Genomic DNA, 19341 nt, shown 5'->3' with positions numbered 1-19341 from the left:
CTGACGAATTGGAAAGAAAATGCTCAATTAGGATGCGGTTGCTGTTGATGCCTTCTCCGGCCAACTGCGGCGATCCATAGATATCATTTCTGACTCAGCTCAGGCTTCGCGCCATCTTGCTGTGGCACGTCAGAAGAATACGAGGCTTCTGGTTGCCCATCGCGGACGACCATGGTGGAGGCGCCGCGAAACAATATCATCACAGATCCCCTCGTCGGCGGCGGCGCGACGTGAGGATGCGCCTGCGCCTCCGCCACGAGGCCATTGAACGTCTGCTCCACGAGAGCGATGAAGCGCGGCGGACCGGAAACCAAGACGAGGCCATTTCCCGGCGCGGGTCTCACGACATAGCGGTTATCCGAGATGCCAAATTTATCGAGAGCCGCCTTGAACGCTTCGAAGCGAATCGAAGTCAACACAAGCATCCGCGTTTGCGCCTCATGTGCGGCAGTTACATAGAGCACAAGCCCATCATAGTACCATTGGAGATCGTACACCTTGGTCAACCGGTCGAGGAACTCGCGCGGTGGCAAATCTGGCATGCGCCCGCGAATCCGCCCCTTCACCTCGGGGCTGATGTTGATCGTGATGTTCAGATTGTCCCCGAAGTCCTGCAACGCGGCAGAGAGATCCTGATCCAGAACTGTATACCTATAGGGTGTGGAGGGCAGCGACAGAGGGACGGCGAGAGTTGTGTGAATTGCGATGGAGAAAAAAAACCCCAGGCACAGAAGTCTCTTCAACCTGTGCAGGATCGTGGATCGGATGAGCGTTCTTGACATGTCGTCCTGATAAACCAAAGGCTGAAACTCTCACAAGTCACTAAAGGCCGCTATGTGACTTTTTAAATGATTAACCGTGACCTTTGTCAGCTTGTCGTCAGCTTGCCTCTGTAGGCATCGACACAACAGCGGGTAACAACCGGCTCGGCTCATCCTGCGTGAGAGAGAAAACAATCGGGTATTGCATGATGACGCCTGTCACTTCGATCGCTGCCAGTCTGACGGATTTTCTTCCCCGGGTCGCGTCACCGTCATTGGGCGAACAGGCCCAGTTCGATCGCGCGCTAGCGCAGGCGGCAGCCACGATGAAAAACGATACCGTTTCTGCGCATGCGGGAGAGGCGCCAGTTGCCGCACAGTTGGATGTTCAACGCGCAGCTGCACCGACAAGCCCACTGGGCGACCGCGTGATCGAGACGATTTCTTCAATGTACCGTGTCAGCGCAGTTACGTCTGCAGCGTTTGACCATCCTGTAGCCCTGCAGAAGGACGCTCTCGCTCAGCCGACACAGAAGCTACCCGTCGAAAGTGGGGGACCCGGAACGCAGCCAGGACATGATTTCGAATCGATGATTGCTGATCTGCGTGATGTCTATAATGGTGTCACCCAAGTTTCCCTTATAACCAAAGGGGTCAGCGGCATCACCTCATCTGTGAACAAGCTCTTGAAAGAGGGATGAACGGCCCGCATGACTGGCTTGGCCCATGGCGAGATCATGCGTAGTCGCCCGCCCGGTTGGCGATCGCTTCATTTTGTCGTGCTGCCACTTCTCTTCGCCCTGAGTGGGTGCAAGGTCGACCTCTATACGCAATTACAGGAGCGCGAGGCGAATGAGATGGTCGCACTTCTGATTGACAATGGGGTTGATGCGGTCCGAGTTGCCGCTAAAGATGGGACCAGCACGATCCAGGTCGACGAGAAGCTGCTTGCGCGGTCAATCAATCTGCTGAATGCCAAGGGCTTGCCCCGCCAATCTTTCAAGAACCTCGGCGAGATTTTCAGCGGATCAGGCCTGATTGCCTCGCCGACCGAGGAGCGTGCCCGCTACGTCTATGCCCTGAGCGAAGAGTTGTCGCGAACGATCAGCGATATCGATGGCGTCTTCTCGGTACGTGTTCATGTCGTTCTGCCGAACAACGACCTGTTACGATCGGGCGGCACGCCATCCTCGGCCTCGGTTTTCATCCGGCATGACGCGAAAGCAAACATCTCAGCTCTGCTGCCCAAGATAAAGATGCTCGTCGCTGACAGCATCGAAGGCCTGTCCTACGAAAAGGTCGAAGTGGTTTTGGTGCCGGTGGAACCGTCCGTACATGAGCAACAGCCTCTACAGGCGACTGTTTCGGCCCAGGCACCGAGATCCGATCCAGCGCCACTTCTGGCAATCGTGACCGGTGTTGCCGCGGCTGTGTTCGCAGTGGCGTGCTATCTTCTGGCCAGTGTTCTAAGGCGTCGGCGCAGGCAGTCATCGGGCGAAATAGCCAAAGTCGAGGGCCGCCCCGGTGGGTCAGCCGTCGAGGCTATTCGCAAAAAGCTCATCGGCTATAGGGCATAGGTAATATACCCAGATGCCAACAGCGATAGAGACCGCCGAGCGTGATCATGAGATTCAATTGCGTTCCGTACGCCTGAGCGATCTTGCTGCTTCGGCTCATCCAACTCGTCTTGCCGCATGTCTTGATCCGGCGTTGTCGGCTCCGACATTGGTGCAGTTGCAGAAGTGTCCCAGGCTGCAACCAAGACTGGCAGAATTGCTGCTTGACAATCAAATGGGTTCGGACGGAAGCGGCTGGGGGCCGGATCTTCTGCGCGGATACGATCCGCGTCGGGCTGCTCTCCTTGCCGGGAGTATCTGGCATGCCCGTTCGCTGCTGAAGCTCGTTTCAAAGCCTCACCTCACCGCGCTTATTGGACATATCGGCGAGGATGCTCACGCGTTTGGCATCCGACACCTCGCGCATGCGATTGAAACCAGCTTGATTGCTGATCCGGAAAAACTCGCGCAGCAAATTGAGCGCGATGGACTTGCCTGCCTTGGTGCTTGGCTCGATGACAGTTCGGCGCTTGAGCGCAAACGCGTGCTTCTGCGGTTGCCCGTCGGGACCGCCACCGAGAACCCTGCGCCCGAACACAGGAATGCTTCGGGCCAGTTGTTTTCGCTTGTCCTGGCCCATCTTGAGACGGAGTTCCGGTGATATGACAGTCGATGTTTCCGCAGCACGCGGCGCGCCGCAGATGCGCCCAGTCGGACCACTGATACCGGGGCCTGAGCTCGATATCTGGCACAACGCCACAGAAGCACTTGACGCAGCAAAACGGTATCAAGAGCGGGTTCGCAGCCATATACGCGCAGCTTATGAGCGTGAGCGGGCGCGCGGCCATGCTGAGGGCTTGCAAGCAGGCGCGGAGGAAATGACAGGATTGGTTGCGCGGGCAGCCTCCGATGTCGCGCGACGAAGGGCGGCTCTGGAGCAGGAATTGCCACAGCTGGTAATAGAAATCCTAACCGATCTACTGGGCGCTTTCGATCCGGGCGAGCTGTTAGTGAAAGCGGTTCGCCACGCGATCGAGCGCAAATATAGCGGCGCGGAAGTTTGCCTTCATGTGTGTCCCACACAAGTCGATTTGCTCGCGCGTGCGTTTGCTGAATGCGACGGGCGGGAGGGCCGGCCGAGGGTTCGCATTGATCCAGATCCGGCCTTGTCGCCGCAACAGTGCGTGCTGTGGAGCGAGTATGGCAATGTCGATCTTGGACTTGATGCACAGTTGCGCGCACTGCGCCTTGGCTTCGGGTTGCAACACGAAGACGGCGAAGCGTGATCACGCCGGTGCCGCAGCATAATAATCTCGCCGGCAGCCGGGTTCACGATCCGGCGATCGCGTCTTTGAGGTCTACAGCAAAGCAAATCGACACGCGTGTCGTACGCGGGCGGGTCACGCGGGCTGTCGGGACACTCGTCCATGCTGTCCTGCCAGACACGCGGATTGGCGAACTCTGTTTGCTGCAGGATACGCGGACTGGCCTGTCGCTCGAAGCCGAGGTGATCGGCTTGTTGGACAACGAGGTGTTGCTCACGCCAATCGGTGACTTGATGGGCCTTTCCAGCCGCGCAGAGGTCATATCGACTGGACGTATGCGTGAAGTACCAGTAGGCCAGGATTTGCTTGGCCGTGTGGTTGATAGCCGTTGCCGCCCGCTTGATGGCAAAGGCGAAATCAAGACCGCCGAAACGCGGCCGCTGCACGGCAGGGCGCCCAATCCGATGACAAGGCGTATTGTCGAGTTGCCGTTCCCGCTCGGGGTCCGTGCACTGGATGGTCTGCTCACATGCGGCGAAGGCCAGCGGATCGGGATTTATGGCGAGCCTGGCTGTGGCAAGTCGACCTTGTTGTCGCAGATCGTAAAAGGCGCTGCCGCCGACGTTATCATTGTGGCGCTCATAGGAGAACGTGGACGTGAGGTTCGCGAATTCATCGAGCGGCATCTTGGGGAGGAGGGTCTGCGCCGCGCGGTTGTTGTCGTTGAAACCTCCGACCGCTCCGCTGTGGAGCGGGCGCAATGTGCCCCTATGGCAACCGCACTCGCGGAATACTTTCGCGAACAAGGCCTACGCGTTGCGCTCATGTTGGACTCACTGACGCGCTTCTGCCGCGCCATGCGCGAAATAGGCCTTGCCGCGGGCGAGCCGCCGACCCGGCGAGGCTTTCCGCCTTCCGTTTTTGCCATGTTGCCGGGCCTACTGGAACGTGCCGGCATGGGTGAGCACGGCTCAATCACGGCCTTCTATACCGTACTTGTCGAAGGTGATGGCACAGGCGATCCCATCGCGGAGGAATCGCGCGGCATTCTCGACGGCCATGTCGTGCTGTCACGCGCTATCGCGGCGCGATCGCATTTTCCCGCTATTGATGTACTGCAGAGCCGCAGCCGCGTGATGGACGCGGTCGTGTCCGGGGCGCATCGCAAGGCTGCATCCGTCTTCCGTGATCTCCTCTCGCGCTATGCCGAGACGGAGTTTTTGATCAACGTCGGCGAATATAAGCAAGGCGGCGATCCGCTAACGGACAGGGCTGTCGCCTCGATTGGCGAACTGAGGGAGTTTTTGCAGCAGAGCGAAGGCGAGGCGTCGGATTTTGAGGAAACAGTGGCATGGATGTCGCGTCTGACCGCGTGAAATGTATTCACGCTTCGAGGTTACGGCTTCTGAAGGATATGCAAGAGCGTAGTGCCCTTAGGGAGCTGTCCGAGAAGGAGGCCGAGTGCCGTATGGCCGCCTTAGCCGTACAGGATGCCTCCCACGGGCTCGCAATCGCACAGCAGCATTGCGCAAGGGCCGAAGCGGATCACTACCAGGAGCTGATGTCGCTCGACACCTTGTCGAGCGCAGCACTCGACCATCACCACCTTCACATTGAGCGGCTTGCGACTGTGGTCAACACCAGACGCCAGACGCTTGATGATGCGCGCGCCACCCAAACAAAGGCCGAGACAGCGGCGTCCGAGACGAGGGCCCTATGGGTCAGACGTTCGGCGGCAAGGCGCAAGTGGCAACAAATCGACGATGACGTCCGGCGCGCCGTTGATATTCATTCGGAGGCCGCAGGCGAAATAGAGGCTGATGATGAGATGTCCCTTCGATACGGCAGGGATTCGCTGGCCCGAATGTCGGACAACGAAATCCGATAGATTGAGCTAGCCCCAGTGGTCACACCTACTATATTTGAACCGGCGCTAACGCTGTCCCACGAGGTTGTCTCGTGGGTCAATGATATAGCGGCCACCCGTAAGCCCTTTCAGAGCCGCATCAGCGATCAGCCGCTGTCGGTTCGCATGGATGGGATTGTCTGGCGGCAGGAACCAGCCTCCGCCACTCCAATGCTTGACTGCGTGTGGCGCGTGGGAGCTGAAACGATCGTCTTGTCGTTGTCGCGACGGCTTGTAGAGGCGCTCGTCACGACTGTGCAGAGCGGCCTTGCTTTCCCTTCTGAGCCTACTGCTTCGCTCATTGTCGAATTTGCACTCGAGCCGCTCGTCACCCGACTGGAGGAGCAGACGCAAGCAAACGTGCAGCTGTTGCATGTTCGCGAAGCGATGACAGTGGCTCCTTATCTAGGACTTGATATCACCTTCGGGCCGGTCAATGGCAAGGGCCACCTGTTCTTGTTCTCGCCTCTAGATGGCTTGGTGCCGTCTGTTTTCCGCACGTTCGGCAAATTGGTTGGCCTGTTATCGAGACAGCCACGCGAGCTACCCCCAGAGCTGCCGGTCATGGTTGCAGGGCGGATCGGCACGCTTTGCATTCCGGCCGCGCTTCTTCGCAAGGCAAGCGTCGGTGATGCTCTGTTGCCAGACGTGTCGCCGTTCGGCCACGGCCAGATTGCTCTATCCGTGGGCCGGTTATTGGCCGGGGCAGATATTGAGGGCGACCACCTGATCCTGCGGGGGCCCTTTTTCCCCCAGTCTTGGCCCTTGGAGAATACGCATATGACGACACAATTCGAATTGCAGCAGGAACCGTCGGAAGCTGATCTGGACGATGTCGAGCTCGTGCTTGTCTTCGAATGCGGCCGCTGGCCGATGCCTCTTGGCGAATTGCGGAGCGCCGGCGAAGGGCATATTTTCGAACTTGGTCGACCGATCGAGGGTCCAGTCGACATACTTGCCAATGGTCGGCGTATCGGGCGTGGCGATATCGTGCGGATCGGAGATCAGCTCGGCGTCAGGCTCCGTGGCAGGTTGGCATCCCATGACTGAGGTCCAGCCGGCAATTCTATCGCTTCTTGCGGTGACAGCGGGCCTTGGCCTGCTGGTTTTGGTAGTCGTAACAACCACGGCGTTTGTAAAGGTCTCGGTTGTTCTGTTTCTCGTCCGCAATGCGCTCGGTACTCAGACGATACCGCCGAACATAGTATTGTATGCTGCGGCATTGATCCTCACCATTTTCGTCAGCGCGCCTGTTATTGAACAGACCTATGACCGGATGACCGATCCGAAGCTCCGCTATCAAACGTTGGATGACTGGGTAAACGCCGCTAAAACGGGGAGCGAGCCCATGCACGAATATCTCAAGAAGTTCACAAATGATGAGCAGCGCCGTTTTTTCCTCTCCTCGACCGAGAAGCTCTGGCCCGAGGAAATGCGTGCCAAAACCACATCTGATGACTTTGCCATTCTCATACCATCTTTTCTAATATCAGAACTCAAGCGTGCGTTTGAAATAGGCTTCCTTCTTTATCTTCCGTTTATCGTCATCGACCTTGTCGTAACGACGATTTTGATGGCGATGGGCATGTCGATGGTATCGCCGACAGTCATATCTGTCCCGTTCAAACTCTTCTTGTTTGTTGCCATTGATGGTTGGTCGAGATTGATGCACGGACTTGTGTTGAGTTACGCCACACCGGGAGGTTGATTATCACTCAATCCAGTATTGTCACTTTTATGAGCCAGTCCCTGGTGGTTTTCATGATCTGGATTCTGCCACCGCTCATTGCATCCGTGATTGTTGGCCTCGTCATTGGCATCATCCAGGCGGCAACGCAGATCCAGGACGAGAGCTTGCCGCTCACCGTGAAGCTTTTGGTCGTGATCGCGGTGATTAGCCTGTCTGCCCCTGTGCTAAGCGCCCCGCTCATTGGGCTGGCCGACCAGATCTTTACCGACTTTCCCACAATGACACCTGGCTACTAGCCCACATGTATCCGTCATCGGCAGAGATTCAAGTCCTGATCCATGCGGCGATCGAACTTGTCGTTGCAGGCGGCCTCGGTACGGCCCGCACCATAAGCATTATGATGGTTCTTCCGTTGTTTGCACGGGCTCAGATCGGCGGACTGGTCCGCAGCTGCCTGGCTGTTTCCTTCGCACTCCCATGCATCGTACACGTCAGTGACGGGCTGCAGGCACTCGATCCTGAAACACGCATGATCCAGGTGGCTCTGCTCGGATTGAAGGAGGTATTTGTCGGCCTGCTGCTTGGCACTTTTCTCGGCATCCCGTTATGGAGCCTTCAGGCGGCCGGCGAGTTTATCGACAACCAGCGTGGCATTACCAGCCCGTCCGCTCCGTCGGACCCGGCGACGAACAGCCAAGCTTCCGCCATGGGTGTTTTCCTCGGAATCACTGCAATTACCATCTTCGTCGCATCAGGAGGCCTGGAGGCCGTGATCAGCGCGCTTTACGGCAGCTTCCAGATCTGGCCCGTGTATCGGTTCCACCCTACAATGAGCGCGCAAGGAGCAATGCAGGTACTAAGTCTCCTCGACCACATCATGCGCACGACCCTGTTGGTCTCCGGGCCTGTGGTGTCCTTTCTGCTGCTTGTTGACATATCAATGATGATACTGCGGCGTTTTGCGCCGCAGTTCAAGTCGAGCCAACTATCCCCAACGATCAAGAATATCGGTTTTCCGATCATCATGGTTACGTATACCGCCTTTCTCATCGAGGGGATGAAACTGGAGATTACACAGGCGAATGGCACGCTTGAGTGGTTCGCCGGGCTGCTAAAATGAGCGATGAGAGTGAAGAGAAGACATACCCCGCCACCCCGAAGAAGCTGAGCGAAGCGCGAAAAAAGGGGCAGATTCCACGTAGCGCCGATTTCGCCCGCGCGGCCGCCACTTGCGTTGGGTTCGGCTACATCTGGCTAAGGGCGCATGTGATCCAAGACAAATGTCAGGAAGCGCTACTGTTAGCCGACAATCTGCAGAATCTGCCTTTCGATCTCGCGGTGGGGCAAGCATTAGTCCTGCTAGCAGAACTTATACTGAATACTGTAGGGCCGCTGCTTGGAAGCCTGGTCGCCGCCGTAATTCTGGCAGGATTGGTAGCCAATGGTGGCTTTGTCTTCTCACTAGAGTCTATGACGTTCAACTTCGACAAGATTAACCCGTTTCAAGGGCTGAAGCGCATGGCGTCTGCGCGCTCTGCAGTGGAGGTTGGCAAGACATTTTTCAAATTCGTGGTTCTCAGCGCAATCTTTCTCCTCTTCCTTCTCGGCACGTGGAAGACGATGGTCTATTTGCCGGTCTGTGGCATGGGCTGCGTCGGCCTCGTGTTTACACAGGCGAAGCTGCTGAGCGAGATTGGCGCCGGCGCACTTCTTATCGGCGGACTCATCGATCTTCTGGTCCAGCGTGCGTTGTTTATGCGCGAAATGCGCATGACCAAGACCGAGGTGATGCGCGAGGTGAAGGAACAACAAGGCGCGCCCGAGTTGAAAAGTGAGCGGCGTCGCGTCCGCGACGAGTCTGCTGGCGAACCTCCGCTTGGGGTGCACCGGGCCAACTTGGTCTTCAAAGGGAGTGGAATATTGGTCGGTCTGCGTTACGTTCGCGACGAGATCGGGATACCGATCTTGGTTTGCCGCGCAGAGGGCGATGCTGCTTCAGACATGTTAAATGAGGCGCGGTCACTACGTGTCCACATTGTCGATGATCATGTGCTTGCCCATCAGCTCATCAGCACAATGAAGCTCAGCGACGCCGTCCCTAAACAATTCTTCGCGCCTGTCGCAAAAACACTTATCGCCGCCGGCCTAGTATAGGTTTGGTGCATCACTCGACCGGTCAGCTGTAGTTGATTTTAAATTACCGTCGACGACGCTCAAGTCAGTCCGGTTCGTTTTTCTGGAGCCGAACAATCCCTCGTCAGCTAATCGTCAACGAGCGATCTATTGAGGCCTGCTGCAGTCTGGCCAGCCTTAGCTCATTGCAAAAGGAGCGAAATCGGCATGTATAATCGAATCGGTGTCTCGTCCGATATCCGCTACGCGCGGAGTGCCTCCAGGCAAACGGATGCCGCAAGCCAAGGATTTGAGGACATATTTGACCGGATGCACTTAACCGGATCGGATCCCATCGGTAGCTCGTCTTCGGCGGCAACACAGGCCTATTCCCTGCAACCCAGACCTCCAGTGGTGGAGATCGACAGGTCTGCTTTCAGGGAGAAAGTGAGGAAATTTCACGGCGATGAAATCAAGCACATTGCTGGTAATCCACAAGTGTATTCCGACTTCGTCTCGACCCGAGCCTCTCGCACCGCGGACGTTGCTAGCCAATACGGTCTTCGTCGAGATACCGAGCACGCACGATATTTTAGCTACCAATTGGGAAGTGAAAGTGCCGGACTGATGAGAACGGAAGGCGGCTTCAGAATGACTGACTTCGAATGCGAAAGTTGGAGGCAACAATTTCCTGGCCGAACCGAAGTCACCTCGATTGTGGATCTACAGGTCACTCATCCACTAGTCGAGAATGCAGGCGACATCCTACTGGAGCATCAACTCCGGCAAGACGGCGACCGACCGTTACTGAATTGGCGCGCCGCTAATCCAGAAGCACAAGCCCGCGCGGCCGCGATGGGGTTCGTTGAGGTGGATGAGGGCGACATGGTGCTTGATCCTAGCCAGCATCCTGAAAAGTGGACGAAGAACAGTGCCGGTGAATGGCAGCGAGCAGGCAAATCTCCGCTCTATCTCTGCAGAACTGAGGATAACGGAAGCAGTGATACCAACAGCAAACCAAGTTCACCCAGATACTCATACGAGGATGACTTTATGTGACCGGCCAGGTGGATTTGATCTTGGCGCGCCCCGCCGTTTGCGTGCGGGTAGTCGATATGGACATCTGTCCGCGGCATCCTCGTAGAAGCCGCCACGATCCTCGGTGAACAGGTCGCGCAGGATGGCGCCACCCGCGTCCATGTAGGCTTCCGCGCCGATAAGACGGCTCGCCGGTTGTTCGCTGCAAAATACGTCCGCGTCAGTTCGCGGCGGATGATGTAGGGCTCTATTGTAGGTGAGGCTTTCGAAAACCTGCTCCTGCCGGGCGGGATCGTCGGTGATGGCGAGGCCATCAGCTGGTCAAGGGTCAGCTCTCCGTCTCGGTAGACCCTACATCAGCTTGGGGCTGACCGCGCCGAGCCGCAGGCGCTGCCTCACGAAATGCGCGGTAATGCCGAATCGGGCGGCGATTCTCCGCACCCCATCCGCGTTCCTCGTGAAGCGCACGGAACGCCTCCAACTGATCGGCAGGGTGCAGCGTTTCGGTTCTGAGCACAGGGTTCGCTCCCCCCGCTCGTCGCCGAAGCAGGCCGGGGTCAGGTTCGGCGCCGCATGTCGCCGACGGCAATCGAAGGATCGCCTTTGCGCGCGCCTCACTTTCGAGCCGACAATGATGCGATGCTCGTCAAGCGGATGCGCCACCTCGCAATCGCGCGTGATTATCCGCAGCGCATCCGGATTGCCCGCCGTCTGGATCGAAAGCGCGATGAAGAATGCGACGACCGTTTCGCCGGTCAGGTGAAGATAGCCGCCAAGATGACAAAGCCCGCCAGCCGGTTGACCGCCGACATGCTGACCTGGCTGCGGAGCGCAAGCGTGCGGGACGGCAGGACGCTGTCATCCACTCGAGCAAGCGCCCGGACCAGCTCACAAAGTGCGGGATCGACGCCATCGACCGGGCCGCTCGTGGCGAGGATGGCCGACCCGCATCGAAGCGATCCCACGCCTCGTCAATTTCCTCATAGCACGCGCGAAGGATTGCCTTGAGGTCATCGCCGCCGGACGGCAGCCCGGACGGATGCCGGGCGCTTCGTCCAGTCGATCATCGCCCTTCGAGCAGGGCTGGTTCGTCTGTCCTGCGACCTGGCGATCTCCTCGTCTTCATCTCGAAGACACCCCCGGCACGCGGAGCGGACGTGCGGTGCAACTGCGGGCGAGCATCCCTGCCCGGCCGGCCAAGCGGGCCTCACAGCCCTGCGCGGGACTGCCGCGGCCGGGTTCGCGAGAGGCGCGGTTGAGCTTCAGCGCCACCGGGTCGGCCGATCGGCGAACCAGATTTTCTCCCTCCCTCCCCTCCCTCCAAGTCTCACTATTTCCATTGAATGCCGCACCGACCGACGCTATATTGCGTCACAGAAATTGGCATCGACAACCGCAGGAGATGGCTATGGGTCTCGTCCAGTATTCCGACAACGGCCTCTTCGCGCCGCGCAAAATCGCGGAAGCATTCCGCACGACCAGCGAGGAAGTCGCCCGAACCGCAGGGCTTGGCAAGGACGCGGTCCAGCGCAAGGATCGCATCCGGTCGGACAAGACCCAGCGCCGGCTGCGCGAGATGGTTGAGGTGATCAACAAGGTCGAGCCGCGTTTCGGTTCGCAGTTAATGGCTTATGCCTGGTATCGCTCCGAGCCACTGCCTGGCTTCTCGGGTCAGACGGCCATGCAGCTCGTGCGCAGCGGCCGCGCCGACGATGTGCTGGACTATGTCGACGCGGTCGACGCCGGCGTGCACGCCTGAAACGGTGCTGTATCGTGGAAAGCTCTATCGGGCGCTGAATCCGATCTATGCGCGCGAGCCGCTGTCGGGGCGGGGCGCGGAACTCTACGGTGGACGATTCAATCCGAAGGGCCTGCCCGCGCTCTATGCGTCGCTGTCGGTGATGACGGCCTTACGCGAAGCCAACCAGGTCGGCAATCTCCAGCCGACGACGCTCGTCTCCTACGACGCTGAGATCAATGGTGTGTTCGATTGTCGGGATGATCTCGCGCTCGAGGCAGAGGGCATGGATGCTGCCGCACTCGCCGACAAAACATGGCGCGACCAGATGAGGGCGAGCGGGGAACCACGAACGCAGGCCTTCGCCCGACGGCTGATCGCCGGCGGCTATCATGGCTTGCTGGTAAGGAGCTTCGCCTCCGGTGCCGCCGCCGACGATCTTAACCTGGTGCTTTGGAAATGGGGCGATGCAGCCCCGGCCCGCGTGATCCTGATCGACGACGAGAACCGCCTGTCGAGATAGAAAGCCTATGCTGCTTTCCGATCAGCCGCACCGCCACTTCCGTTGTCGGCGTCGTCCTTGTCGCTGGCGAGATCAGCTTCGACCTCGGCCAGTTGCTCGCGCTTCAGCGTCAATTCGGCTTCGAAGGTGAAGGCTTCGCCAACCCGCAGCCTGTACGAGGCGAGGCGCTTTCGCGCACCGGCGAGCCGTCGGCCATAGCTCTCCCGCTCGCTTTCGAAATTGTCGAGGGCATGCTCAAGTCGGGCGATGGCGCCGATCGGGGTCGTGGTGATGGGCAGCTCGACCTCATGCTCGGCGCCGGTGCGCAGCAGCATGGTGGCGTAGTGGAAGCCGTCCTTCCCGAACGCTCACCGGAGAATTTTAGATCGAAGCCGCCGATCGCGGGCGGCGATCGCCTCGCCATCATGGAGCTGCACGAGGGTGAGGATTTCCTTCATCAGCGCGGCCAGCGAGCTTGCGCTCGTCGAACGCCGACTACGGTCATGGCGAAAGCATCGCCCCTCGTGGGCATCAGGCGCTCGGACGATGTCACGTTGTCTGATAACGGCCGCGATGATGCCAATGCCGTCGACCTCAGATGCCGGTGGTCACGGCATTCCATTCCGCCATGGCAAGCAGACCAGCGATGATCCGTTGTGATGGAAGGCGGGGTTTGCGGAGAGGTCAGCGAGTTTGTTTAGCGGGGCGTCCGGCGCCCGTCGGCTATGTCACGAGTTGGGGGATGCGATCGAGAACGATGCGCAGGATGCCTTGATCGGGGCAGGATGTCGACAGGTGCAGGCGGATCTTGCGTCTTGATCTCGCCACCCAATCACGGCGGGCTAGGTTTGGGGCGAGCTCTCACCCGCATCCGAGCGGAGCGGGCCAATTGGTCGATTCGCAACCCGAAAAGTCGGCAAGTTGACAATGCGTACTGTCAGACAACGCGCAAATTCAGGATTTTGAGGTTGGTACGGCGCTTGCACGTTCACGGGATCATCATCCGATCGCTTGAGAGAGCGATGGATAGTTAGGCAACATCGAGCAAAGGCACGAATTCGTCATGCGGAAAACTGACTTAGAGCGATTCGTCAACGATCTAGGAAAAAAAGGCAGTCCGCTTGAAAATCTCAAACGACGCGCTGGAGGGCTTGCATCGATCGTAGCGATTGGAAAGAGCCTCAACTACAACATCACGCTTGACGAGGTTAAAAGTTACATCCGATCGAACAGCCGGCACAAGTCCAGTACGAAGAAGCTCAGCGCGATCGCAGGCCGCAAGTGTGGTTCGAGCGTTCCGGCCTTGACCAGCTTTGTACAGACCACTGCGTTGGCTAATTCCACTAGCCCTGCGCAAATCGACGGAAGAGCTAGAGTCGCTGCGGTCGTATTAGTTGTCGTAATTGCTGTTTTGGTCGCAACCTAACCGCATTGGCTCGGTCGAGCCGGCCTAAAGTAACATCAAAGCAACCCGCGTCGAGGGATCATGCCATCAGGCGTACAACAGGCCACTTCAAGGGTTGACTCGAAGCCTCGCGAAGACTGGCAACAAATCTTTGCCCAGCGAACGCTGGAGGACCGCCGAATGTTGCCACACGTCAAGCGCTTCATGGAGCGGCTTGCCGGCGACAGGAAGTTCCGCACGGCCCTTTCGGAGAACATCGACGCCCCTCGATCGGTAACAGAGCGCTACGGCATCGAAGTTGACCCAATGGAGATGCTGCCGCTCTGGTGCGGGGACTACGTCGAGCACCGCTTCGAGCCGGAGGCCGCCACGTGGCCGCTGGTTATGATGTGGGACGAGTACATGGGCGAGATGTTGCGCCATCGCTACATCCTGCGCGCCGAGGGCGAAATGTTGACAGCCAACCCTCGCTTCCATGCTTGGCGCGAGCGCCAAATCCGGCGCTGCAACGACGAACTGGGCGAATTGGCGCCGTCGATCACGCACCCCATCATCGCTTTCGAGCTGAGTGAAGGCTGTTCCGTCGGTTGCTGGTTCTGCGGCTTGTCGGCCGACCGCTTAAAGGGGTATTATGAGTATAGCAAGGAGCATGCCGAGGTTTGGCGCGGTGTGGTCGGTGTCGCGAGCGAGATGTTCGGTTCGGCAGCCCGCACTGGCTTCTGCTACTGGGCCACAGATCCGATCGATAACCCGGACTACGACCGCTTTCTGTTCGACTACTATCAAATCACGGGCGCATTGCCACAAACGACGACGGCCGCCCCGCTTAAGGATCACGCGCTCACTAGGCGCGTGCTTGAACTGTTCAAACGTTACGGTAGCGTGACGAATCGTTTCTCAGTGCTGAGCACGAACCATCTCAATCAGATTCACGCGGCGTTTTCGCCCGAGGACCTGATGGGGGTCGAACTCGTCCTGCAGGGCAAAGAGGGGCCGACCACAAAGGCTTTTGCCGGGCGCGCACGCAAGCGGCAGGAGAAACTCCAGGCAGCCAACAAAGATGATTCACTCGCCTTGTCGGAGGACTATCCCACTACGATCGCCTGTGTTTCCGGCTTCCTCGTAAATATGCGGCAAGGACGTATACAACTGGTAACGCCGGTACCGGGTAGTGAACGCTGGCCTCTCGGATACCGTATCGTGGACGAACGTTTCTTCAGCACGCCCGACGAGTTCCGGGAAGGGCTGCAGTGCATCATCGACGAGCATATGTTCGAAAGCCCACCTCCCAACCTACCGATCCGCTTCCGCGGAGATCTGCAATACGAGGCAGGGAACCGGTACTTCCATCTCCGCTCACGCAACATGGAACACCGGGTTCTCGACCAGGTCGCTCCGATTTCCGTTGGCGATCTGATCGCGTACGGCAACTGCACAGCCTCCGAGCTTATTATGCGAGTCGGAACGGACGGAGCGAGCGCCCTTGCAGTCGCCGATCTGCTAGACCAGTTGTACGCGGCGGGGGTGATCGAAGAGGACCTCGACGGGCCTTATCAAGTTAACTCGCTGTGAGCGATTTGTGGCATAAGTGCGCTGGCATGAATACGCCCGTCATCAGCTACAAGCGCCACCGTTTCCCATCCCAGATCCTCGCTCATGCGGTCTGGCTCTACTATCGGTTCCCCCTGAGCCTGCGCTTGGTCGAGGAAATGCTGCTGGAGCGAGGGATCGTGGTTTCTTATGAGACGATCCGCCGCTGGGACATCAAATTCGGACCTGATTATGCTCGCCGCTTGCGCCGCAAGCAGCCAAGCCGGAGCGATATCTGGCATCTGGATGAAGTCGTCATCAGTATCGCCGGCAGGATACATTGGCTGTGGCGGGCCGTCGATCAAGATGGATATGTGCTCGACGAGATCGCCCAGAACCGCCGCAACACCAAGACTGCCAAGCGGCTGCTGATCCGGCTGTTGAAGAAGCAGGGCGTCGCGCCGAAGCGCATGATCACCGACAAGCTGTGTTCCTACGGAGCAGCCAGGCGTCAGGTGATGCCGGATGTCGAGCACCGGTCGCGCAAGGGGCTTAACAACCGGGCGGAAAACTCCCACGTGCCGCTGCGAAAACGTGAGCGGACGATGCAGGGCTTCCGATCACCGGGAAGCCTTCGCTTCGTCTCGATCTTCTCCACCATCCGCAATCTCTTCGTCCCACCCCGCTCAAAGCGCTGCGCTCTCGCCACACATATTCATCGTTGCTTGCCATGGCGGAATGGAATGCCGTGACCGCCGGCGTCTGAGGTCGAGGGCATTGGCTCATCGCGGCCGTTATCAAACAATGTGACATCGCCGTTCAGACAGTTGCGCTCAGCCCGCCATCGATGACGATCAAAGCGCCGCTGACATAGGCCGCGCGGGCGCTGGCCAAGAATGCAGCTACTGCTGCGAATTCCGAGGGATCGCCGAGGCGTCGAGCCGGGGTCCTATCCTCGAGAGCACGAATGCCTTCGGCGTACTCGCCGACGCGATTGGCTTCGTGGATCGCGGTACTATGTGCACCAGGTGCAAGCACGTTTACCGTGATGCTCTCGCCCGACAATTCTTGTACGAGCGTGTGGCAGTATGGCACCAACCCTGCTCGCGCGACACCCGACAGCGCGAAATGTACCGGAGTCCGCACAATAGCCTCGGAAGCGAGCATCAATATTCGCCCCGCTGGCGAGCCCCGCAGATACGGCAAGGCAGCCGTGACCAGATTTATCGAAGGCAAAAGCACTCGGTCAAACGCATCGTCGAAATCCTTGGGCGTCATGGCCAAGGGTGGCCCGGCAGAAACACCGCCGCAATTCGTCACCAAGATGTCGATAGACTGAAAATGCTTTGCTGTTTCGGTAACCCAAGCTGCTGCATCCGCGCAGTTAGTTACATCGGTCACGCGCGCAAGCACTTCCTTGCCTTTGCTGCGCAACCGATCCACTGCTGTTTCCAGCCGCATCGGATCCCGCCCACAGATGGACAGGCGGCAGCCTTCATTGGCCAACTCCTCAGCTGTGGCCAAACCTAAGCCGCTGGAGGCGGCCGCGACCATTGCCACCTTGCCGTCAAGTCCTAAATCCATTTTCAAATCTCCTTATTAACACCATCGCGCCTTCTTCACGCCGATGCAAACAGCGACGCATCCACCGTGCCAAACGAAATAATCCTTTTGAAACATCGCGATAAGTTTGCTGTGGCTACTTTAATTTGGCAGCCGTGCATGATGATGACGCAAATGTACGGAATCCGACGGTTGAACCCACCGACGTAACTCCGTCGTCCTTACACATTGCCGTTCATGGCTCCGTCGTAAACGGACGGAGCGGTCATGTCCGTCAGCCGTAACGCGTCGGTAAAAGGTCTTCCAATCGCCGTGCGGCAAGCCGGCCCGGCAGCGCTCACCGCGCAGCGCACGTCCTCGCAGACGGGCCATCTTATGCCATCTGCTTGAGTTCGGTGGACGCAGCTATCTTCTCAAAGAATCCGCTGAATCCCTTGCCAGCGAAACAAAGTCAAACTAACAAACCACCTCTCTCCTGTCTTGCGGGTGGGGGAGTTTGACTGACCCTACCTGGGGGATTTGAAGAACCGAAATCGTATCCGAAATATGTGGTAGCCTCTTGCACAGCCCGTCTCCTATACATGAGGCTCGGTGGGATAACTCACGCAACCCCCCGATACCTACATCCCAGGCGAACATTTAGTCAGGGTAGCGTATCCCACGTCGGCGAGTAATCGGGATTGCAGATTCGGTGGTTGCGCGACCCGAGCCGCGAGATCGCTGTCATCTCCTCCTGCGAAAGCTCGAAATCGAACAGGTCAAGGTTTTCCTCTAACCTCTCGTTTCGCTCAGTGCGCGGGATGGCGACCAAACCTTCTTGCTGCAGTTGCCATCGAAGCACAATCTGCGCCGGGCTCTTGCCATGCCGTTTAACGGCGTCCCGGACCGCCGCCTCCTCGAACAACACTCCGCCTCGGGCGAGTGGACAATAAGCAACCATCGCCATGCCGGCCGCTCGGCAGGCGGCATAGATCTTGGTCTGGTCAAGAAAAGGGTGACATTCGACTTGGTTCGCCACAAGCGGGGCATCCGACAGGCCTACCGCCTCCGCAAGCATCCCGGCGGGGAAGTTCGACACTCCGATGTGCCGCGCTATGCCCGATTCGCGAGCCGCGTTCAGCGACTTGATGGATCCGGCCAGCGCGATCGTGGGGTTTGGCCAATGAATCAGGAGCAAGTCGACTGTATCGAGTCCAAGCCGCTCTAGGCTCGCAGCCGCCGATCGCTCTAGATCTCCCGGAGCGATATCGGTAAACCAGACTTTTGTTGTGACGAAGACGTCGTTGCGCGGTACCCCGGAAAATCGCAGTCCCTCGCCCACCGCGCTCTCGTTATCATAGACTGCGGCAGTGTCAAGATGACGGTAGCCGAGAGAAAGCGCATGCGCGACCAACTTCGAGCATACTTCACCCTTTAGCATCCAGGTCCCAAGCCCGATTGCCGGGATCGCAGCGCCATTCGCCATAACGTTATACATAAAAACTCCTTGTTTTTTCTCCCCACCCCCAGGTATTTTTGTTAATAGTTTCGACAGTGTGGACGCGCCAGAGGATTGCGTCAGGCGGTTGAAATCTATTCAAATATGCTACTTAAATACCTGATCGGGGACAATTGAGGTTCAAGCTCATGTCAACCAATTTGGGTGGAATATGACTTACCGCAAGCCTAGAAATTTGCTCGTTTCGGTGCATCGACCGCGAGACTCAACTGACAGGCTACAAGTCAGAATCATCGCAATTTCCGTCTTGCTAAGGCGAACTGCTGCAGCTCGCGGCGCCGCGCACCTACGGCCAGAATGGCGGCACCTTCCGATACGACGGTTCTCGTCATCATACCATTCGCTCTGCCGCGGTCTTGGTCGCGCCACTGGAAAAATCATCCCATCGTACTGACCTCGTCTCCTAAATTGCAACCTGTAGCTATTGTACCTATCAATATGCATTCGATTAGATGTGCTTTCCCTTCTGTCGAATTTTTTGAGAATGTCAGAGCAGCCGCCGTACGGCGGCGATGATGTGATCCTCCGTCGGGAAGAACTCCTTCTCGAGGGCTGGACTGAAGGGTACGTGAATATCTGGAGCGCTCACCCGTAGGATCGGGCGCTTCAACAGGTCGAACGCCTCCTCCGCCATCACCGCGGCGATTTCACTTCCGACATTGCAGACGCGGTGCGCGTTCTCAACGATCACTAACCGTCCGGTCTTGGCGACTGACGTTTTGAAGGCCTCATGATCGAGCGGCTTCAACGTACGTGGATCGATCACTTCGACCGAAA

General features: G+C 58.1%; 22 protein-coding genes and 3 pseudogenes. 18 read left to right on the top strand and 7 right to left on the bottom strand.

The features are described from left to right. Positions 1-83: 83 nt before the first annotated feature. Positions 84-782 (bottom strand): secretin N-terminal domain-containing protein, encoded by a 699-nt coding sequence (locus AC0ZT5_RS29530; protein ID WP_488499304.1) that lies wholly within the window; start codon positions 780-782, stop codon positions 84-86. 185 nt (positions 783-967) lie between these two features. Between AC0ZT5_RS29530 and AC0ZT5_RS29525 the strand changes: the two genes are divergently transcribed. From AC0ZT5_RS29525 to AC0ZT5_RS29470, 12 genes are all read left to right on the top strand, one after another. Next, the gene (locus AC0ZT5_RS29525; RefSeq protein ID WP_488499303.1) at positions 968-1462 is read left to right on the top strand and encodes a nodulation protein NolB; all 495 of its coding nucleotides are present in this window, start codon (positions 968-970) and stop codon (positions 1460-1462) included. 9 nt (positions 1463-1471) lie between these two features. Beyond that, on the top strand, positions 1472-2338 hold the full coding sequence (sctJ, locus tag AC0ZT5_RS29520; protein ID WP_488481777.1) for a type III secretion system inner membrane ring lipoprotein SctJ: 867 nt from the start codon (positions 1472-1474) through the stop codon (positions 2336-2338). 13 nt (positions 2339-2351) lie between these two features. Beyond that, positions 2352-2978 carry a nodulation protein NolU gene (locus AC0ZT5_RS29515; RefSeq protein ID WP_488499302.1) on the top strand — a complete coding sequence of 209 codons (627 nt, stop codon included), beginning with the start codon at positions 2352-2354 and terminating at the stop codon, positions 2976-2978. A 1-nt stretch (position 2979) separates the two neighbouring features. Further along, positions 2980-3603 (top strand): type III secretion system stator protein SctL, encoded by a 624-nt coding sequence (sctL, locus tag AC0ZT5_RS29510; RefSeq protein WP_488499301.1) that lies wholly within the window; start codon positions 2980-2982, stop codon positions 3601-3603. Further along, entirely contained in the window at positions 3600-4958 is a 1359-nt protein-coding gene (gene sctN / locus AC0ZT5_RS29505; protein WP_488499300.1) for a type III secretion system ATPase SctN, read from the top strand. The genes sctL and sctN overlap by 4 nt, the downstream gene beginning before the upstream one ends. Further along, a complete protein-coding gene (locus AC0ZT5_RS29500) occupies positions 4934-5470 on the top strand; it encodes a hypothetical protein (RefSeq protein ID WP_488499299.1) in 537 nt (178 codons plus the stop codon). The genes sctN and AC0ZT5_RS29500 overlap by 25 nt, the downstream gene beginning before the upstream one ends. A gap of 15 nt (positions 5471-5485) precedes the next feature. Continuing rightward, entirely contained in the window at positions 5486-6538 is a 1053-nt protein-coding gene (gene sctQ, locus AC0ZT5_RS29495) for a type III secretion system cytoplasmic ring protein SctQ (RefSeq protein ID WP_488499298.1), read from the top strand. Further along, positions 6531-7196 carry a type III secretion system export apparatus subunit SctR gene (gene sctR, locus AC0ZT5_RS29490; protein ID WP_488499297.1) on the top strand — a complete coding sequence of 222 codons (666 nt, stop codon included), beginning with the start codon at positions 6531-6533 and terminating at the stop codon, positions 7194-7196. Before sctQ ends, sctR begins: the two co-directional genes overlap by 8 nt. Positions 7197-7225: 29 nt before the next feature. After that, a complete protein-coding gene (locus AC0ZT5_RS29485; protein WP_488481770.1) occupies positions 7226-7474 on the top strand; it encodes an EscS/YscS/HrcS family type III secretion system export apparatus protein in 249 nt (82 codons plus the stop codon). A gap of 5 nt (positions 7475-7479) precedes the next feature. After that, the gene (gene sctT / locus AC0ZT5_RS29480; RefSeq protein WP_488499296.1) at positions 7480-8298 is read left to right on the top strand and encodes a type III secretion system export apparatus subunit SctT; all 819 of its coding nucleotides are present in this window, start codon (positions 7480-7482) and stop codon (positions 8296-8298) included. Next, a complete protein-coding gene (locus tag AC0ZT5_RS29475) occupies positions 8295-9332 on the top strand; it encodes an EscU/YscU/HrcU family type III secretion system export apparatus switch protein (RefSeq protein ID WP_488499295.1) in 1038 nt (345 codons plus the stop codon). Before sctT ends, AC0ZT5_RS29475 begins: the two co-directional genes overlap by 4 nt. 186 nt (positions 9333-9518) lie before the next feature. Further along, positions 9519-10349 carry an Effector protein NopP gene (locus AC0ZT5_RS29470; protein WP_488499294.1) on the top strand — a complete coding sequence of 277 codons (831 nt, stop codon included), beginning with the start codon at positions 9519-9521 and terminating at the stop codon, positions 10347-10349. A gap of 69 nt (positions 10350-10418) precedes the next feature. On the opposite strand, the pseudogene AC0ZT5_RS29465 reads toward AC0ZT5_RS29470, so the two are convergent. Next, a pseudogene (locus AC0ZT5_RS29465) lies at positions 10419-10833 on the bottom strand (ParB/RepB/Spo0J family partition protein); the annotation flags it as partial. A gap of 68 nt (positions 10834-10901) precedes the next feature. Between AC0ZT5_RS29465 and AC0ZT5_RS29460 the strand changes: the two are divergent. The 3 genes from AC0ZT5_RS29460 (at position 10902) to AC0ZT5_RS29450 (ending at position 12589) form a co-directional block, all read left to right on the top strand. After that, positions 10902-11336 carry a hypothetical protein gene (locus tag AC0ZT5_RS29460; RefSeq protein ID WP_488499293.1) on the top strand — a complete coding sequence of 145 codons (435 nt, stop codon included), beginning with the start codon at positions 10902-10904 and terminating at the stop codon, positions 11334-11336. A 400-nt stretch (positions 11337-11736) separates the two neighbouring features. After that, positions 11737-12087: an MbcA/ParS/Xre antitoxin family protein gene (locus AC0ZT5_RS29455; RefSeq protein ID WP_488499292.1), complete on the top strand. Its 351-nt coding sequence runs from the start codon at positions 11737-11739 to the stop codon at positions 12085-12087. Between the two features lie 4 nt (positions 12088-12091). Further along, positions 12092-12589 (top strand): RES family NAD+ phosphorylase, encoded by a 498-nt coding sequence (locus tag AC0ZT5_RS29450; protein ID WP_488499362.1) that lies wholly within the window; start codon positions 12092-12094, stop codon positions 12587-12589. A 5-nt stretch (positions 12590-12594) separates the two neighbouring features. Here AC0ZT5_RS29450 and AC0ZT5_RS29445 read toward each other — a convergent pair whose 3' ends face one another. Further along, positions 12595-12903, bottom strand: a complete 309-nt coding sequence (locus AC0ZT5_RS29445; protein WP_488499291.1) for a hypothetical protein — start codon at positions 12901-12903, stop codon at positions 12595-12597. Between the two features lie 728 nt (positions 12904-13631). Here AC0ZT5_RS29445 and AC0ZT5_RS29440 point away from each other — a divergent pair. The 3 genes and pseudogenes from AC0ZT5_RS29440 to AC0ZT5_RS29430 all read left to right on the top strand — a co-directional run bounded on the left by AC0ZT5_RS29440 (position 13632) and on the right by AC0ZT5_RS29430 (position 16269). Further along, on the top strand, positions 13632-13994 hold the full coding sequence (locus AC0ZT5_RS29440; RefSeq protein ID WP_488481722.1) for a hypothetical protein: 363 nt from the start codon (positions 13632-13634) through the stop codon (positions 13992-13994). A gap of 159 nt (positions 13995-14153) precedes the next feature. Further along, the gene (locus AC0ZT5_RS29435; RefSeq protein ID WP_488499290.1) at positions 14154-15545 is read left to right on the top strand and encodes a radical SAM family RiPP maturation amino acid epimerase; all 1392 of its coding nucleotides are present in this window, start codon (positions 14154-14156) and stop codon (positions 15543-15545) included. 26 nt (positions 15546-15571) lie between these two features. After that, a pseudogene (locus tag AC0ZT5_RS29430) lies at positions 15572-16269 on the top strand (IS6 family transposase). 53 nt (positions 16270-16322) lie between these two features. Here the strand turns inward: AC0ZT5_RS29430 and AC0ZT5_RS29425 are convergent. From AC0ZT5_RS29425 to AC0ZT5_RS29410, 4 genes and pseudogenes are all read right to left on the bottom strand, one after another. Beyond that, positions 16323-17087 carry an SDR family NAD(P)-dependent oxidoreductase gene (locus tag AC0ZT5_RS29425; RefSeq protein WP_488499289.1) on the bottom strand — a complete coding sequence of 255 codons (765 nt, stop codon included), beginning with the start codon at positions 17085-17087 and terminating at the stop codon, positions 16323-16325. Positions 17088-17290: 203 nt separating this feature from the next. Continuing rightward, positions 17291-17441, bottom strand: a pseudogene (locus AC0ZT5_RS29420) (IS630 family transposase); the annotation flags it as partial. 268 nt (positions 17442-17709) lie between these two features. Further along, positions 17710-18543, bottom strand: a complete 834-nt coding sequence (locus tag AC0ZT5_RS29415; RefSeq protein WP_488499288.1) for an aldo/keto reductase — start codon at positions 18541-18543, stop codon at positions 17710-17712. A gap of 508 nt (positions 18544-19051) precedes the next feature. Beyond that, positions 19052-19341: transketolase C-terminal domain-containing protein (locus AC0ZT5_RS29410; RefSeq protein ID WP_488499287.1), on the bottom strand; the 290-nt coding region annotated here is incomplete at its 5' end.

The organism is Mesorhizobium sp. CNPSo 4670 (genome assembly GCF_057784235.1).
This window is presented reverse-complemented; position numbering and strand designations above follow the sequence as displayed.

Coding starts and splice junctions, on each gene's coding strand:
- AC0ZT5_RS29515 (WP_488499302.1), top strand. CDS start 2,352: ATGCCAACAGCGATAGAGACCGCCGAGCGTGATCATGAGATTCAATTG.
- AC0ZT5_RS29455 (WP_488499292.1), top strand. CDS start 11,737: ATGGGTCTCGTCCAGTATTCCGACAACGGCCTCTTCGCGCCGCGCAAA.
- AC0ZT5_RS29445 (WP_488499291.1), bottom strand. CDS start 12,903: ATGCTGCTGCGCACCGGCGCCGAGCATGAGGTCGAGCTGCCCATCACC.
- AC0ZT5_RS29485 (WP_488481770.1), top strand. CDS start 7,226: ATGAGCCAGTCCCTGGTGGTTTTCATGATCTGGATTCTGCCACCGCTC.
- AC0ZT5_RS29500 (WP_488499299.1), top strand. CDS start 4,934: ATGGATGTCGCGTCTGACCGCGTGAAATGTATTCACGCTTCGAGGTTA.
- AC0ZT5_RS29425 (WP_488499289.1), bottom strand. CDS start 17,087: ATGGATTTAGGACTTGACGGCAAGGTGGCAATGGTCGCGGCCGCCTCC.
- AC0ZT5_RS29415 (WP_488499288.1), bottom strand. CDS start 18,543: ATGTATAACGTTATGGCGAATGGCGCTGCGATCCCGGCAATCGGGCTT.
- AC0ZT5_RS29525 (WP_488499303.1), top strand. CDS start 968: ATGATGACGCCTGTCACTTCGATCGCTGCCAGTCTGACGGATTTTCTT.
- AC0ZT5_RS29530 (WP_488499304.1), bottom strand. CDS start 782: ATGTCAAGAACGCTCATCCGATCCACGATCCTGCACAGGTTGAAGAGA.
- AC0ZT5_RS29475 (WP_488499295.1), top strand. CDS start 8,295: ATGAGCGATGAGAGTGAAGAGAAGACATACCCCGCCACCCCGAAGAAG.
- sctL (WP_488499301.1), top strand. CDS start 2,980: ATGACAGTCGATGTTTCCGCAGCACGCGGCGCGCCGCAGATGCGCCCA.
- sctR (WP_488499297.1), top strand. CDS start 6,531: ATGACTGAGGTCCAGCCGGCAATTCTATCGCTTCTTGCGGTGACAGCG.
- AC0ZT5_RS29435 (WP_488499290.1), top strand. CDS start 14,154: ATGTTGCCACACGTCAAGCGCTTCATGGAGCGGCTTGCCGGCGACAGG.
- sctJ (WP_488481777.1), top strand. CDS start 1,472: ATGACTGGCTTGGCCCATGGCGAGATCATGCGTAGTCGCCCGCCCGGT.
- sctT (WP_488499296.1), top strand. CDS start 7,480: ATGTATCCGTCATCGGCAGAGATTCAAGTCCTGATCCATGCGGCGATC.
- AC0ZT5_RS29470 (WP_488499294.1), top strand. CDS start 9,519: ATGTATAATCGAATCGGTGTCTCGTCCGATATCCGCTACGCGCGGAGT.
- AC0ZT5_RS29460 (WP_488499293.1), top strand. CDS start 10,902: ATGTCGCCGACGGCAATCGAAGGATCGCCTTTGCGCGCGCCTCACTTT.
- AC0ZT5_RS29440 (WP_488481722.1), top strand. CDS start 13,632: ATGCGGAAAACTGACTTAGAGCGATTCGTCAACGATCTAGGAAAAAAA.